Source organism: Legionella waltersii (genome assembly GCF_001468085.1).
Lineage (GTDB): Bacteria > Pseudomonadota > Gammaproteobacteria > Legionellales > Legionellaceae > Legionella > Legionella waltersii.
In genome coordinates this window covers 647118-663293 of the sequence record NZ_LNZB01000060.1, presented here as the reverse complement: position 1 = coordinate 663293, position 16176 = coordinate 647118, and the positions used below count along the sequence as shown (strand labels likewise).

The window sequence follows — 16176 nt, the reverse complement described above, 5'->3', positions numbered from 1 at the left end:
AGAGTTGCCGATTTCTGATAAAAAGCCAGGCAGACCAGGAAAAAAGAAGACCTATGATCCGGCTGTTCTTATAGAGCCGCTTAAAAAATATGGCTTGCTACCGATCAGATGTGTGGTAAGCGATTAAAGCATGCCTTACCGCTATGGCTACCTCATTATCACAAGCATCATGAACCCGTAGAAGAAATATCAGCACAACTTCTAGCAATGAGTGCTGCAACAATTGATCGTTTGCTAAAGCCCATTAAATCGCGCTATGGAAAAGGTTTAAGTGGAACTAAGCCAGGAAGCCTTCTCAGAAAACATATTCCAATTAGTACAAACCAGTGGGATACCAGCCAAGTAGGTTTTATGGAAGCAGATACTGTAGCTCATTGCGGTACTTCGCTAATGGGTGATTTTGTTTGGTCTATTACAATGACCGATATTTTTAGTGGTTGGACAGAAATGCGTGCTACTTGGAATAAAGGAGCGACAGGAGTTATGCAAGGTATTCAAAATATAGAAGAACATTTACCTTTTGAAATCAAAGGATTTGATTGTGATAACGGCTCTGAATTTCTTAATTGGCACCTTATTCGTTATTTTACTGAGCGTACTCCTAATAAACCAGTACAATTTACACGTTCACGACCTTACAAAAAAGATGACAACGCCCATGTCGAACAAAAAAACTGGACTCATGTTCGTCAGCTCTTTGGCTATCATCGCTTTGATAAACCAAAATTAGCTGAACTCATGAATGACTTATATGCTAATGAAATTTCCCTTCTTTATAATTTTTTCTACCCTTGTATTAAACTCATTGATAAAGTGCGCATCCAATCCAGTATTCAGAAAAAGTATGACAAACCCCAGACTCCTTATCAACGATTAATGGCCTCCAATTGTCTTACATTAGACCAAAAAAAGAGCTTACAAGAGCAATTTATTACTCTTGACCCCTTTGATTTGCAAGAAAAGATCCAAAAGAAGCTAAAATTAGTATTTAGATGGGTTAATGTTCAGAATACAAAACAGAGAAAGGCTATTTAATGAAAAGCTTAAAAACCACTCTAGAGACATGGGGAAATGCAGCCTGTGGATATGATGGACGAGTCCTATGGACCAGCCTGTGCCCTATGGGACGTATGAACAAAGCCATGGATAACAAAAAAACGTTACCCACAGCTATTGTTCACACTCACAGGCTTCTCGCCCACATAACCACCAGGCTTTATAATAATTATTTTTTAACTGAAACAAAACCTCTCAAAAGCAACATCTATTTTGAGGCAACGACTCTGTACTTATTTTGTCCTTCGGCAACACCTTTCATTGAGGCAATAGGCTCCATAGTCAATTGATTATTAAAATAGTGATGAAATTACGACTGCAAAAAAACATGAAAAATAATTGAGTCGATGTGCTAAATTTATCATAATGAGCCTCTTTTATTTTCAATAGACAAAATGTCATCTAAATTGCTTACATTAAAACTACTCGAAGAATTGGTCCGCACTGCGGAATTAAACCAAGAGGGTAAGACCGCTGATTATATTCCTGAGTTAGCGAATGTGAATCCAGACATGACTGCCATTGCTGTCCAAACCATCGATAAAAAAGCAGTGTCTTACAGTAATCTCCCCATACTTCCAGTCACATTACAAAGTACAAGTAAATTAATTCCTTTGATTGGTCTTCTGGAAGAGTTTGGTGTTGAACAACTATTTGAGTGGGTTAAGGTAGAACCATCAGGAGATGATTTTGCTTCTATTACGCGCTTAGAGCGGTTCGGACCTAAGCCATCAAATCCCATGCTAAATGCTGGCGCAATTACTTTATGCTCGTACATCCCTGGAGTTGGTGAACAGCAGTTCAGATGGCTTGAATACTGGGTTCAAAAACTATTTAATACCCGTTTGACAATTAATCCGCTTGTATTTGCTTCCGAAAAAAGAACCGGAGATCGTAATCGCTCCCTTGCCTATTTATTGAAATGTAGAAATAACCTAGGTACAAATGTTGAAGAGACTCTTGAATTGTATTTTGCTCTCTGTTCCTATGAAGCTAAGTTAGATCAGATGCTTTTCTTACCATGCGTATTGGCAAATGGCGGAATAAATCCTGAAACTGGAGATCGCCTTATTTCCGTTGAAACCTGTAAAATAACGTTGGCAATTATGGCAACTTGTGGATTGTATGATGAAACTGGAACTCATATGGTGAAAACGGGAATGCCTGCTAAAAGTGGAGTTTCAGGGTATACGATGGCTGTTGTTCCAGGCAAAGCGGGTGTTATCGTATTAAGTCCCAGAGTCAATGCTAAAGGAAACAGCATTCGAGGAGAAATTATGCTCGAAGGTCTTTCTAAAGCAATGAATTGGCATTTCGCGATACCTTAAATAGACTTCTAAGCTTTTAGCTTTTAGCTTTTAGCTTTTAGCTTTTAGCTTTTAGCTTTTAGCTTTTAGCTTTTAGGTTTTAGGTTTTAGTGTTGGTTTTTAATTTACTTGCATATCGCTCTTGATAGCGTTGATAAGCATATTTTGCCTGCTCAGGTGTGACAACGTCGATTTCATTTCCATAAATATCAACACGAGGAGCATTTGCTTTTTGGCAACTTAGGTAAGCTGGTGACGCGCTGTAATAATTGAGCGCTTCTCTCAACGATTTTTTGCTGAATGGAGGTGTGTCTAAACGCTCATAAAAGTCGATAATGTCATCAAAAATACCGATTTTTAATGGTTTAACTTGATTGCCTTTTTTGAAAAAAGCCCCAGGAAAATTATCAATAAGCCAATCAATGACTTCTATCTTGTCTTTTTTTGTGGGTATCGATGGTTGATTCATTCTTTAACTCAGGTACAAACTCTCTTAGATAAACTAACACATCTTAGAACATAATCAAGAGTTATAGAAGGATCCTGAATATCATAACCATTTATTGTTCTGAAATTGACCACATATTCCGCTTAATTTTTATAAACGTCTTATAATTGTATATAGAGCACTTCAATTTGATGAGATGAGTGATGCGTAAAGAAGAAGTTCCTTTAAAACCCAGAGGTGAATTCGGAGCCTCCAAAGTATTTATGGATCAAGGTGGGGCTATCAGGCCAAAGAGCTCACAAGATGAGCTCACTTCAGATGGTTTTGGTGGCTGTTCAGCCATTAGTGCCGAATCTAATAATTTGTTTGGTCTCTATCATTTGCGGTCTACGCTGGAGGAGCGCGATGAAGATGAAGCAAGCCAATACATTGAATATAACGGTTTAATGATTAAAGAGAACAGTGTTTTAAAACCTTATATCGATTGGGTGAAAAAATTGGGAGAGATGGCTCAGGGGGAAAGACTACATTTTAAGATAGGTACACCTCATTCCTATGATAGTCAGCAGGTGCAAGAAAATCATCCCTACATTGGTATGGAACGATTTTTAAGGAGCGTTTGCAAGGGGTGTGGGATTGAAAATTACGATATTGAGCTAGTAAATATGAGAAGCGTTACACATGTTTCTCTGAACTCAAGTGGTTTAACCTGTTATAATTATGGAAATAATGAAGTGCAAGTTCAAAAAGCACAATATCAAACTGATGAGGAAATACTTGAACACGCTTTATCTACCGATCAACGACGACTCAATACTAAGAGTACTGTATTGAGTTCAAATGAATGAATTCTTTAGAAAGTCTTTGGAGGATGGTGTTATTGAATTTAAAATTACAAAGGTCTTATTAAGCCTGAACAATCATTTTTATTAGGTAGTAATAGGGTACGCAAGTGCCTAAAAATAAAAATGCATGTATTAATCGATTAACCGCAAAAAGAGAGTTATCCACAGTCACTTTTTCTTGCTCAGGCGATAATAGATATTGAATTTGCATGAATAAAAGCCCGTAAAAGTAAAAGGAAAAAAAGGTCATTGAGGCCATTATATTGGGTATATAAGCTGCAGGGATATATATAGTAGGAAACAGAAGTAGTGTAAGAGATGCTGTTTTAATGAGTAGTCGACGGACATTTTGTAATTTTGTATTTAAATCTTGGTACATCAATAATGCTTGTGGAAGCAATAATTGGAAATAATAAAGCCAGCCTAATGGGCTAAGAAAAAGCATTGTGGTAACTGTATAGTTAAATCCATTGGCAGGATCTGCTTTTATATGTTTATTGGTAAGGTAAAAATAGATATAACCGATACAACTGATTACTAATAGGCAAAGATAGGTAATTTCTATCCATGCTATGTCCTGCTTGTTGTTTTTACAGTCAATCCATAAGCGAAACAGATATCCATATAATGAAGCATTCCAATTGTCACCGTACCAAAAGACTTTTTTTACTAACAAAGCATAATTAAAGTAAGTCGATATATCCGTTTGAATTAATGGTATAAAACTAAGTCCAATAAATGTAATGATAAGAGAAAGACAAGCACGACGTTCCTTTAGCAAAAATGCATAAATGAGTAATAATAATGGGAATAGCTTCATTGCAGAAATGCATCCCCAATAAAAGCCAGCTTTGATTGGGGATGCATTTCTTAAATGATGGTATCCCTGGAGAACAAAAAAAGCGATAAAACTACCCACTTGGGCAATAGTAAAATTCATAATGATTGGAAATAATGCAAAATAGAGTAACCAGAACTGAAATTGGGAAGGAAATAACTCTTTGGCAAAGTAACGATAGGTTAATCTAGCTGCGTGTATCCCCGCTAAAACACTCAATGTATCCCAAATCGCTAATCCAAGTTTAAAGGGGAGATAGGTTATTGGTTGCAGTAGCCATAACACACAGGGTGGATTTAAATTCGTAGGTAACTTTTTAGCTCCCTCTAATAAAGTAGTGGTTAGTACTTGATAGGGGGTTATGCCATCTGCTAGTGCCTTTGAAGCTGCATAGAACGAGCTGTAGTCAATTAGAATTTGCAAATTAATCTGATAGTAGAATATCGCTATATACAAGATTAATAGCCAAATAGTGGCAATACTAAGAAAAGCATTTTTTCGCATCAGTGTATACGGGCCTTATTGTCAAAGTTCCTGGGTTTTTTACATGAGAAATTAGTTGCAGGTATCATAGCGACATTTAAAAACTTATAAAAGCACCAACCACAATGTTCGTCTTTACTTACTGAAGTGGAATTCGAACGATTAGCCCCATACTTTCTATAGAGTGCTTGGCTTTATTTGATGTAAGAAATTTCTCAATTGCTTGGCGGAAAAGAGGCTTATTCGGCTAAGCACATGGAGTAATGAATTTTTAACCCATTGATTTATAATGCGATATAATTAAAGGTCAATCATTTAAGTCTTGTCGTCATCAGTCTGATCACTCGTTAAGTCTATTGCACAAATTAAGTTGTATTGCTAAATTTAAATCATGGCTTATACGGAAATTGGCCTAGCAAATGGAATTGCGATCAGATGGATCTGATAAAGTCAGGAAGACAACTAAGAACAGGATGTTCTTAAACGGATGACTGCGAAAAGCCAGGGCTGAGTCCCTGGCTTTATTATTTTAGGCGACTAGATATCCTGAATGCGAAAGGAAATATTTATCAGGATAGTATGCGAATATTACAGAACCATTTTTAATGGTATTGATGATAGGTTTAGCTAATGTTTGTGCGACCGCGGGACATCCCCATGATAATCCAGCTCGGCCTGCTCGCTTGATGAAATCCGGCTCAACATACCAGGCTCCATGAATGACAACTCGTCTGTTATAAGCGTTATCATTAAATCCTCTGTCCAGGCCTTGTAAATTTAATGAATAGCCTTTGTGGCCTATGTACGTGCCTTTAGTGATATAAGTACCAAGACTCGATTGTTTACTGGATTCTCGATTTGAGAAATTTCTTGCGAGGTTGCCACCTGAATTTCTGCCGTGAGCTACAAAGGTGTTGTATAATAAACGCTCTTTACGCAAGTCAAAAACCCACATGCGTTGTTTATTTGAAGGCAGTGAGTAGTCAATCACAGTAAGTACAGGCTTTTTAACAGTACCTCTTTTATTAGCATTGTTATAAGCAGTTAACGCAAGCTTTAATACATTTCGATTTAGCTTAGGCGCTTTAGAACTCAGGTGTGAAAGTTGAGTATTGATGTCTTGTCCAGGCTTAGCGAATAAAGGGGTGCTGGACGTAATATTACTGGTCAATAAGATGGTCGAGATTAGAGTAAACAATGTATTCATAATGCTCCTTTCTTCTTGTTAAATCACCGTTATTGGCTTTTAAAAAAGTGGTTATTATATTGCCAAATCACCCAAAAGTAAATTTTTTGCCTTTTTAGGTGTCTTTAAGTGAAAAAATTATTCAAATCAGAGGGTTATCTAATTGCAAAGTGATGGTTGTGATCTTATTCTGATCAATATGGCTTTAATTGCTACTGTTTTTGGTGTCAAAAGCATGTCAAAATGATTAAATAAGTGTCGATTTAATTAAAATTACAACTATAAATTTGATGAATTTAGCTCATTTTAGCTTTATTGAATATCTTACTCGTCATATAATGTACCACAAATTTTTGCGAGAAAAGTCACTTATTTTGGAGAATATTATGCTTGAAAAGCACTCTGTCCAAGTACCTCAAGGTGTAAGAGCTGCTATTAACAAAGCTTATCGGATTGATGAGTTATCTTATATCACCGAATTGTGTGAAAAGGCGGCACTTGATGTGCAACAAATGAAAGCCATTAAGTCCAGCGCCACCAAATTAGTGGAATCTGTAAGAATAGAACGAAAAAAAAGCACTGGTATTGATTCCTTCTTAACAGAATATGCTTTATCCAGTGAAGAGGGTATTGCATTAATGTGCTTAGCAGAAGCCTTATTGCGTGTACCAGACAATCCTACCATTGATATCTTAATAAAGGATAAATTAGCCGGGGCTGATTGGGGCTCTCATCGAGGTCAAAGCGAATCTTTTTTTGTAAATGCCACTACTTGGGCTTTAATGTTAACCGGAAAAGTATTAACCCCAGAAAAAGCGGAAAATACACTCACAAAAGCGTTACTCAAAGTCGTTAACCGAAGTAGCGAGGCTGTTATTCGAACCGCTGTTGATAAAGCCATGCGTATTATGAGTAAACAGTTCGTGATGGGGCGAACCATACATGAAGCAATTAGCCGAGCTAAGAAAAAGGAAAGCAAGGGCTATCGCTATTCATACGATATGTTGGGAGAAGCCGCACTAACAAGCATTGATGCAAATAGGTACTTTGAAGCTTATAAAGATGCCATTATCGCTATTGGCGAAAAATCGGATAAAAGTTCAGATGTGTACAAACGAGCTGGAATATCGATAAAGCTTTCAGCGTTACATCCTCGCTATAGCGAGTTTCAATACGAAAGGGTTATGGAGGAACTACCAGCAAAACTACTGGCTTTGGCTCGGTTAGCAAAGGAGTATGGCATTGCTTTGACTGTGGACGCAGAAGAATCAGAACGATTGGATTTGTCATTGGATGTTATTGAAAAAGTGTTTAATGATAGCAGTCTGGATGGCTGGAATGGATTTGGATTAGCAGTTCAGTCTTATCAAAAAAGAGCATTTTATGTGCTTGACTGGGTAGCTGCTCTAGCCAGAAGTAAAAATCGTCGCATGATGGTGCGATTAATCAAAGGTGCATACTGGGACAGCGAAATCAAAAAAACCCAAATGCAGGGTTTTCAAGAATATCCTGTATTTACCCGTAAAGTCTTTACCGATGTTTCGTTTCAAGCATGTGCAAAAAAAATTCTAACCATGACTGACGCAATTTACCCGCAATTTGCAACACATAACGCGTATTCAGTGGCCATGATTCTGAGTATTGTTGGCAATTACAGAGATTTTGAATTTCAATGCTTGCATGGAATGGGGACTGAGTTGTACGAACAAATTGTTCCGGTTGAGTGTTATGGAATTCCTTGCAGAATTTATGCTCCGGTTGGAAGTCACGAAGATCTGCTGCCTTATTTAGTGAGAAGATTATTAGAAAATGGCGCTAATTCTTCGTTTGTTAATCGGATAGTTGATGACAATGCGCCAATTAGTGACTTGGTTGAAGATCCAGTGAGTAAAGCCAAGTCATTATTTGATAAAATGAATAAGAATATCCCACTTCCTGAACATATCTTCTTACCCACTAGAAAAAACTCAAAAGGCATTGATTTTACAAATCGTCAAATAAGGTGTGAAATGCAAGAGGAGTTGTCTTCTTTTGAAACCAAGCATTGGGAAGCTTATCCAATGGTGGCTAATCGAAAGCATATCCAAGGCCCACCAAGCAGTGTAGGTTCTCCACAAAAACCCGATCGGATTATTGGTGAGGTTCAGCAAGCAAGTCTTGATGATGTGGAATTGGCTTTATCTCAAGCAGAAAATGCATTCGATTTATGGAGTAAGAAATCAGTAGAGGACCGCTCGATCGTCATTAATAGATATGCTGACCTTCTTCAAGCCAATATGACTGAATTGTTGGGTTTGTTGTGTGTTGAGGCTGGAAAAACATGGCATGATGGAGTGGCCGAGGTTAGAGAAGCCATCGATTTCTGTAGATATTATGCGCATATTGGGACTCATTTAATGGGTAAGCCATTAAGTTTGAGTGGATACACGGGTGAGCTTAATGAACTCAGTTTACATCCTAGGGGAACAATTTTATGCATCAGTCCTTGGAATTTCCCCTTAGCAATATTTACTGGTCAAATAGTGGCAGGTTTAATAACAGGTAATTGTGTCATTGCTAAACCTGCTGAACAAACCCCTTTAATTGCTGCATTTGCAGTAAAGTTAATGCATCAAGCGGGTATCCCAAATACAGTCATTCAACTTGTCCCTGGTCCTGGCGAAACTATTGGAGCAACACTGGTTGAGGATAAAAGAATCAAAGCTATCTTATTTACCGGTTCTACAGAAACAGCCAATTTAATCAACAGAACTATTGCTACACGTGGTGGTCCTATCATCCCTTTAATTGCTGAAACGGGTGGACAAAACGCAATGATTGTTGACTCATCAGCCTTGCTTGAGCAGGTTATTGTGGATGCTGTTAATTCAGCTTTTGGTAGTGCAGGGCAAAGGTGTTCGGCTTTAAGAGTTTTATTTGTTCAAGAAGAGGTGTATCCAAGAGCAATTCAGCTCTTGAAAGGAGCCATGGCTGAGTTAGTTGTTGGGGATCCTAGTTGGCTTTCAACGGACGTGGGCCCGGTGATTGATAGAGAAGCTTTATCTACTCTTAATCGACATGTTGATAAAATGAAAAAGCGGTATGAGGTGATATACCAATGTCCAATGAATGATGAAATGGAGACCGGGTATTTTATGCCACCCACTGCATTTGCAATTGATAGTCTTAGTGCATTAGAAAAGGAAGTTTTTGGTCCTGTGTTGCATGTGATCAAGTTTAAGCGTAAAGACCTGGATCAGGTTATCGACCAAATTAATCATACAGGTTATGGTTTAACCCTTGGAATCCACAGCCGTATTAATGAAACTGCTGAATACATAAAAGATAGAGTTCATGCAGGTAATTGCTATGTGAATCGAAATATGATTGGAGCAGTGGTTGGTCTACAACCATTTGGCGGAGAAGGGCTGTCGGGGACTGGTCCTAAAGCAGGCGGACCCTACTATCTTCTTAGATTGTGTCATGAACGAACATACACTGTAGATACGACTGCGGCGGGAGGAAACGCTAGTCTTATGTCGATTCCTGAAGAGCATTAAATGGCAGTGATTAGTAGAAAACACCTTCTCCACTAGGGAGAAGGTGAGCACTGATCTTGAAGTTTCTATGACTAATCCGATTCAAAGTTTGCCTCTTCATGTCTCTTAGCAAAGATCCAAGGAGCTATGACAAATAACAAAATTCCTCCGATTAGGAATGATTCGAAAAGATAGACATTGTCTATAGGGATTTGAGCTGGTGGAATAAAACCAATCAATAAGGTGACTAAGCAACATACGAGTCCCAATCCTGAAACAATCCACATAACAATATTGCCACCAGGTATTTTATATGCTCTAGGGTGATTGGGTTGACTGTATCGCAATTTTATCGCGGCAGCGAACATAAAAACATAGACTAATAATGCCATTTGTGCACTTAAATCGCTTAGCATCCAGTAAGCGGCATTGATTGAATCAATCGTGATAAAAATGGCACTTAAAATGGTGAATATGATCCCTTGGGCTATAAGGATTGCTACTGGAGAACCATTTTTATTCACTCGAGTAAATAAATTGGGCAATGAGCCATCTCTTGCTGAAACTAATAACCCCTTGGGAGGGCCAATAATCCAGGCAGAAACACCACTCAGCCCGCCTAAAATAATTAAAACAGCAATAATATAGGTCATCCATGGCATGTTGTAGGATGTGAAAAACACAGAGTATGCATCTATCAAACCAGAAACTACACTCAGGTGATCGTTCGGAACGACAATGACAATAGCTAGAGATCCTAGTGAAAGGGTGGATATTATGATGAATGTTGAATAAAGGAGTGCTTTTGGATAATCTCTTTGGGGGTTTTTAACCTCCTCAGCATGAACAGCTGACATTTCCATACCAATGAGTCCAAATAACACCGCTGAAAGAAGTGATAGCTCACCTAATGAATTAAAATTAGGTAAGAGAGTCGAGGTGTAGTTGACAGCGACAGGCCTTCCTTGAAATATCCAAATGATACCTAATACGATGATTAAAACCATTGGAAGAATAGTTCCAATACTGGCACCAATTGAACTGACTAGACTCGACATTCTCATGCCAAAACAATTTAGGAGAGTAAAGATCCAAAAAAGAGATAACGTTGTTACTAATAGGTAAATCTTATTGTTTGCTAAGCTTGGTGCGATTAAATAGGATAACGTTGCTGCAATAAAGGCAAGAATGGTGGGATACCATACGACATTGTATATCCATTGTAACCATATGGTTATAAAAGCAACTCGTTTACCAAAAGCTTCACGTACCCATACGTAAAGGCCTCCAGTATTTGGATAGGCGGTTGCTAATTCAGCCGCAACCAAAGCTACAGGAATGAAAAAAACAAGGGCAGCGAAAATATAATAGGAAATGAGGGAAAATCCCAACTTAGCACTGATAGGCAAGGTTCTAAGACTATCCACGGCAATAACATTGATCATAACTAATGAAAATACACTAAGAACCTTTTTTGACTGATTCATTCCGAGTATGCACTCCTATAGGATACCCCGCTTGCGCGGGGAAATAATTGGCTTATCGTCCTACTATTTACTTAGATTCCTTAATACGTACTGCAGAATACCGCCATTTTTATAATATTCAAGTTCATCTGCTGTATCGATTCTGCAAAGTGCCTGAAACTGCTCTACAGTACCGTCTTTTCTTTCTATGATTACTGGAACCATAGCCGCTGGAGTCAATGAGTTGGAAACGTCAATACTTACTCGTTCGCTACCATCCAATCCTAACGTTTGACGAGTCATTCCATTGCAAAACTGGAGTGGCAATACACCCATTCCAATTAAGTTTGAACGATGAATCCGTTCAAAACTTTCAGTGATCACGGCTTTAATGCCTAATAGAGTGGTTCCCTTGGCTGCCCAGTCTCTTGAGGATCCTGTGCCATACTCTTTTCCTGCAATGACCACTAAATCCTGATGTTCTTCTTGATAACGCATGGAAGCATCATAAATAGGCATGACTTCACCAGTAGGAATGTACTTCGTTATTCCGCCTTCTTGGCCTGGTGTCATTTCATTGCGAATACGTATATTTGCAAATGTTCCTCGCATCATGACTTCATGATTACCACGACGTGACCCATAGGAGTTAAAATCTTTCTCACTCACACCCTTCGATTTTAAATAAAGCCCTGCTGGAGATGACGCTTTAATTGAACCTGCAGGAGAAATATGGTCGGTGGTAATTGAATCGCCAAAAAGTGCCAGGATGTAAGCATTATTTATTGGTTTTATTGGATCTGGCTGTTCTTTCAAACTTTCAAAGAATGGAGGATGTTGAATGTAGGTTGAATCAGCATTCCACCCATAGGTTTGACCCGAAGACGTTTTGATGGATTGCCAATGCTCATCGCCTTTAAATACCTCAGCGTATTCTTTGCGGAACATGGAACCTGTAACTTTGGCAACTTCAGCAGCAATTTCAGCATTCGTAGGCCAAATGTCTTTCAAGTATACTGGCTTACCTTGCTTATCCATACCAATTGGATCTTTACTTAGATCAGTAGTGGTTGAGCCACTCAATGCAAAGGCTACAACTAATGGGGGAGACGCTAGCCAATTAGCACGAACTTGAGGATGAACACGACCCTCAAAATTCCTGTTACCGGATAAGACAGCAGATACAACTAGATCATTCTCTGCAACACAATGTGAAATTGCATCGGGTAATGGACCTGAGTTTCCAATACACGTTGTACAACCATAACCAACTAGATTGAATCCTAGTTGATCAAGATATTCTTGTAATCCTGCATGTTTTAAATAATCAGTGACTACTTTTGAGCCTGGCGCTAGAGAGGATTTAACCCATGGTTTACGTTGCAGACCTTTTTCAATGGCTTTTTTTGCAACTAGGCCTGCAGCCATAAGAACGCTGGGGTTCGAAGTGTTTGTACAACTGGTTATAGCAGCAATAACTACATTGCCATGCTTCATTTCAAAGTCATGATTGTTAACAGAAAATGACTTATCCTGTTCATTGTTTTTTCCTGCTTCAGTCAGGAATTTATTAAATTCAATAGGTAAAGTCTGTAAATTGACTTTATCTTGGGGTCTTTTGGGGCCAGCCAAAGAGGGTTCAACCTCGCTTAAATTTAAGTGAAGAGTATCAGTAAATACAGGATCTTCGTTGTCTTTGTCATACCACATCCCTTGGGCTTTGCTGTATGCTTCAACCAACGCAATTGTATGCTTATCGCGACCAGTTAATTCTAGATATTTTATCGTTTCTTTATCGACAGGGAAAAAACCACAGGTAGCACCGTATTCAGGAGCCATATTCGATATCGTTGCTCTATCGGCAAGAGGTAAATCATTTAACCCAGGCCCATAAAATTCAACAAACTTACCAACTACCCCTTTTTTTCTAAGCATTTGAGTGACAGTCAAAACGAGATCGGTTGCAGTAATGCCTTCTTTTAGTTTTCCAGAAAGCTTAAATCCTATCACCTCTGGAATAAGCATGGATACTGGTTGACCTAACATAGCTGCTTCGGCTTCAATTCCACCAACACCCCATCCAAGAACGCCCAAGCCATTGATCATCGTTGTGTGGGAGTCAGTACCAACAAGAGTGTCAGGATAAGCGTACAAATGACCGTCATTTTCACTAGACCATACTGTTTTTGCAAGATATTCCAAGTTTACTTGGTGGCAAATCCCTGTTCCAGGAGGAACGACTTGAAAATTAGTGAAAGCCTTTTGTCCCCAGCGCAAGAATTCATAACGCTCATTGTTTCTTTCCATTTCTATTTCAGTATTGATCTTTAGCGAATCAACAGTACCAAATTTGTCGACCATTACGGAGTGGTCAATGACTAAGTCAACAGGAGAAAGAGGGGATATTTTTTCAGCCTTACCCCCCATTTTTACAATTGCAGTTCTCATTGCTGCAAGATCAACTACTGCCGGAACTCCCGTAAAATCTTGCATAAGTACTCGCGCAGGTCTAAATGCAATTTCACTTTGTGAGCTTTTATTGATAAGCCAATCCGCTATGGCTTTAATGTCTTGAGTTGTCACCGTAGTACCATCTTCAAATCGTAATAAATTCTCAAACAGCACTTTTAATGAATAAGGTAACCGGTTAATTCCTTTAAAGTGTTTCTGTTCTGCGGCTTTAAGGCTATAGTAGTTATAGGTTTTACCATCAACATTTAATTGACATTTTGTAGATAGACTGTCATCACCTACTTTCATAGAAGCACTCCCAAAATCAAAATGATAATCATAGCTTAATTTTGGGAAGTTTTCATGTGGAATTAGGAATTTGCTCAGTATATATAACATAGATCCTTGTCATACCTTATTACAAGGTATGACAGTTTGCACTAAGTTGAAACAATAAAAGGATAGAACCGTTGTTAAAGCAAGTAAGCAGGAGTTAAATCAGTGTCTCTAAATGCCGCTTCTACATTTGTAGAAGAGATGGATGGATCAGCAAACAGAGATGCATTTTTAAAGAGTAACCTTTCCTCCTCCTTCTTTTTTACTACATCAGGACTATCAGGTGCAAGCAAGATAAATAAGCTGGGCAGTAATACAGTTACAGCTATTGCCAACATCACTGCTCCAACGATTGGATTTAAAGCAAACAATGGGAGTGAAGCCAATAATAATGCAACACCTAAACCTAGTCCCAACCAAGAGGCTCTGGTAACAGCAGGATTAGGTTTGATGTATTCGTTTACAGCCACCGGGTAATAGCTATTATTCAGGTAGGATTCGATTGCCTGATCCGCTTGTTCTGGGAACTTAACACATTTCATTAATGTATTAGCAAATTTGGAGTATTGTTTAAGAATTTGCTCTTTCTCGTAGAGACCGGTCCTTTTTGATAACAGCTCTGTTTTAAACTGATTTACTCTTCCTTCAAGTTCCGCCATAAATTCTATAAGAAGTTGCTGTTCAGTGGATTTTTTGTTGAGCAGTAACTTAGCTTGTTGAATGCGATCATCAACATCGGATTCTTTTGTTGCAGTTGAAAAAAATTTTCCCATGATAGTTTACACCTTTTAATTGAGTGTCAAAAATCTATCACGCTTTTTATTGACCAAATAGTGACTCTGGAGAAACTTTACTCGGGAGTAAACTATATTAACTAAGTCTTGATGGTTTTTTCACATTGTTTGCAGACAAATAGTCATGACTTAGGACCTTGGGGTTTTTTGTAAGTACTGAGAGTAAGAAATGAGGTAAATACCCTATTTTTCTTTAATCAAACGTTTATTTTGGTACGAATTTTGCTGCATATAAGAGCCAAAGGAAAGGAGTGAGAGCATGATTGAGTCGAATAATTTATTATTAAGCACCTTAGGGAATCTAAATTCAACTCAAGATATCCCTGACAATAAACTTGCCGCTATTTTTTCAGATGAAGAGGATTTATCAAAAGACGAGTTGGATAAATTATCTCCACAATCCTTTGTATTATTAATGGCTCAGATACTTACTGTACAATCCAATGGTGCAAATCCAGAACAAAGATCAACGATAACAACTGTTGAAAATAAGAGTGTGTCATTAAATAACGAGATAATAACGATGCCTGATGCTGGCTTGAACGAATCCAATCAAGTGTTTCTAAATAATACTCAAACTCCTTTATTCTCTAAAGAATCAAGCCTAATGAGTCAGGAACAGACTCCGTTTCCTAAAAATATTGCTTTAACATGGATAGATGCGGAAGGTTTTTTGCCGCCTAAAGGGTTGACTCAAGATTTACGCACTGAATTATACCCAGTCGTTGAAGGAGAGCTACCTAGCTTTGATGAGTTTAATGAAAAACTCCTACCTGTAAAAGAACTACAACTGAAAGCCGAAACAAAAAATCAGACTATTATTGAGGAAAGTGTAGGCGAGCTATTGGCTAAAAATACCACAAAAACAACGAACTCTTTTGCAACAGAAAACAATAGTTTCACAGCTTCTGATAATGTTGCTTTGCCTTCGTTTCAAGCCAATACTACCCCAATTCATTCACTCGCTTACACGACTACAACGCCTGATTACTCCCAGATTCAGTCGTCTGCGCAACATAAATCAATCGAGATCCCCGTTCCTTTAAATAGTAGTCAGTGGACAGATCAATTCGCGGAACAAATTGTTTGGCTAGGTCACCATTCCATCAAAACTGCGTTGATTAAAATTCACCCTGAAGAGCTAGGTCCCATAGAGATTAATATTAAGGTTGTAAAAGATGCTGCTTCTGTTAATATTGCTACACATAGTACTTTAGTTAAAGATGTAGTTGATCAAGCTATACCTCGGTTAAGAGAGATGATGGCGGAGCAGGGGATTCATTTGTCTGATGTGAATATTCAATCTGACAGTAATCCACGGCAATTCTCTCAACAGAATAATGATGCTTTAGCTGTACCAACTCAAGAATCAGAACAAGAGATTCAAGCAACAACAACCATAAACCGTCGTCCTCCTAAAGGTTTGATCGATTATTTTGCATAAATAG

12 protein-coding genes are annotated in these 16176 nt (G+C 38.3%); 6 read left to right on the top strand and 6 right to left on the bottom strand.

Features of this window, described 5'->3' with window-relative positions:
- Positions 1-108 precede the first annotated feature (108 nt).
- The 3 genes from Lwal_RS16080 (at position 109) to glsA (ending at position 2384) form a co-directional block, all read left to right on the top strand.
- Complete coding sequence (locus Lwal_RS16080) at positions 109-1035, top strand: DDE-type integrase/transposase/recombinase (RefSeq protein WP_058481801.1); 927 nt, start codon at positions 109-111, stop codon at positions 1033-1035.
- Positions 1035-1346: a hypothetical protein gene (locus Lwal_RS16075; protein WP_058481800.1), complete on the top strand. Its 312-nt coding sequence runs from the start codon at positions 1035-1037 to the stop codon at positions 1344-1346. Before Lwal_RS16080 ends, Lwal_RS16075 begins: the two co-directional genes overlap by 1 nt.
- A 105-nt stretch (positions 1347-1451) precedes the next feature.
- Complete coding sequence (glsA, locus tag Lwal_RS16070) at positions 1452-2384, top strand: glutaminase A (protein WP_058481799.1); 933 nt, start codon at positions 1452-1454, stop codon at positions 2382-2384.
- A gap of 79 nt (positions 2385-2463) precedes the next feature.
- Here glsA and Lwal_RS16065 read toward each other — a convergent pair whose 3' ends face one another.
- On the bottom strand, positions 2464-2832 hold the full coding sequence (locus Lwal_RS16065; protein ID WP_058481798.1) for a ProQ/FINO family protein: 369 nt from the start codon (positions 2830-2832) through the stop codon (positions 2464-2466).
- A 182-nt stretch (positions 2833-3014) separates the two neighbouring features.
- On the opposite strand from Lwal_RS16065, the gene Lwal_RS16060 reads away from it, so the two are divergent.
- Positions 3015-3659, top strand: a complete 645-nt coding sequence (locus tag Lwal_RS16060; protein ID WP_058481797.1) for a hypothetical protein — start codon at positions 3015-3017, stop codon at positions 3657-3659.
- Between the two features lie 58 nt (positions 3660-3717).
- Here the strand turns inward: Lwal_RS16060 and Lwal_RS16055 are convergent, their stop codons facing one another.
- Both Lwal_RS16055 and Lwal_RS16050 read right to left on the bottom strand, forming a co-directional pair.
- Positions 3718-4998, bottom strand: a complete 1281-nt coding sequence (locus tag Lwal_RS16055) for a glycosyltransferase family 87 protein (RefSeq protein WP_058481796.1) — start codon at positions 4996-4998, stop codon at positions 3718-3720.
- Between the two features lie 508 nt (positions 4999-5506).
- Entirely contained in the window at positions 5507-6184 is a 678-nt protein-coding gene (locus Lwal_RS16050) for a murein L,D-transpeptidase catalytic domain family protein (RefSeq protein WP_058481795.1), read from the bottom strand.
- A gap of 365 nt (positions 6185-6549) precedes the next feature.
- On the opposite strand from Lwal_RS16050, the gene putA reads away from it, so the two are divergent.
- Positions 6550-9702, top strand: coding sequence for a bifunctional proline dehydrogenase/L-glutamate gamma-semialdehyde dehydrogenase PutA (putA, locus tag Lwal_RS16045; RefSeq protein ID WP_058481794.1), 3153 nt, complete (start codon positions 6550-6552; stop codon positions 9700-9702).
- A 71-nt stretch (positions 9703-9773) separates the two neighbouring features.
- On the opposite strand, the gene Lwal_RS16040 is transcribed toward putA, so the two are convergent.
- From Lwal_RS16040 to Lwal_RS16030, 3 genes are all read right to left on the bottom strand, one after another.
- Positions 9774-11168, bottom strand: coding sequence for an amino acid permease (locus tag Lwal_RS16040; RefSeq protein WP_058481793.1), 1395 nt, complete (start codon positions 11166-11168; stop codon positions 9774-9776).
- A 63-nt stretch (positions 11169-11231) separates the two neighbouring features.
- Positions 11232-13907: an aconitate hydratase AcnA gene (acnA, locus tag Lwal_RS16035; protein WP_058481945.1), complete on the bottom strand. Its 2676-nt coding sequence runs from the start codon at positions 13905-13907 to the stop codon at positions 11232-11234.
- Between the two features lie 164 nt (positions 13908-14071).
- On the bottom strand, positions 14072-14707 hold the full coding sequence (locus Lwal_RS16030; RefSeq protein WP_058481792.1) for a lpg1689 family Dot/Icm T4SS effector: 636 nt from the start codon (positions 14705-14707) through the stop codon (positions 14072-14074).
- A 280-nt stretch (positions 14708-14987) separates the two neighbouring features.
- Between Lwal_RS16030 and Lwal_RS16025 the strand changes: the two genes are divergently transcribed.
- Positions 14988-16172 carry a flagellar hook-length control protein FliK gene (locus tag Lwal_RS16025; protein WP_058481791.1) on the top strand — a complete coding sequence of 395 codons (1185 nt, stop codon included), beginning with the start codon at positions 14988-14990 and terminating at the stop codon, positions 16170-16172.
- The last annotated feature ends 4 nt before the right edge of the window (positions 16173-16176 follow it).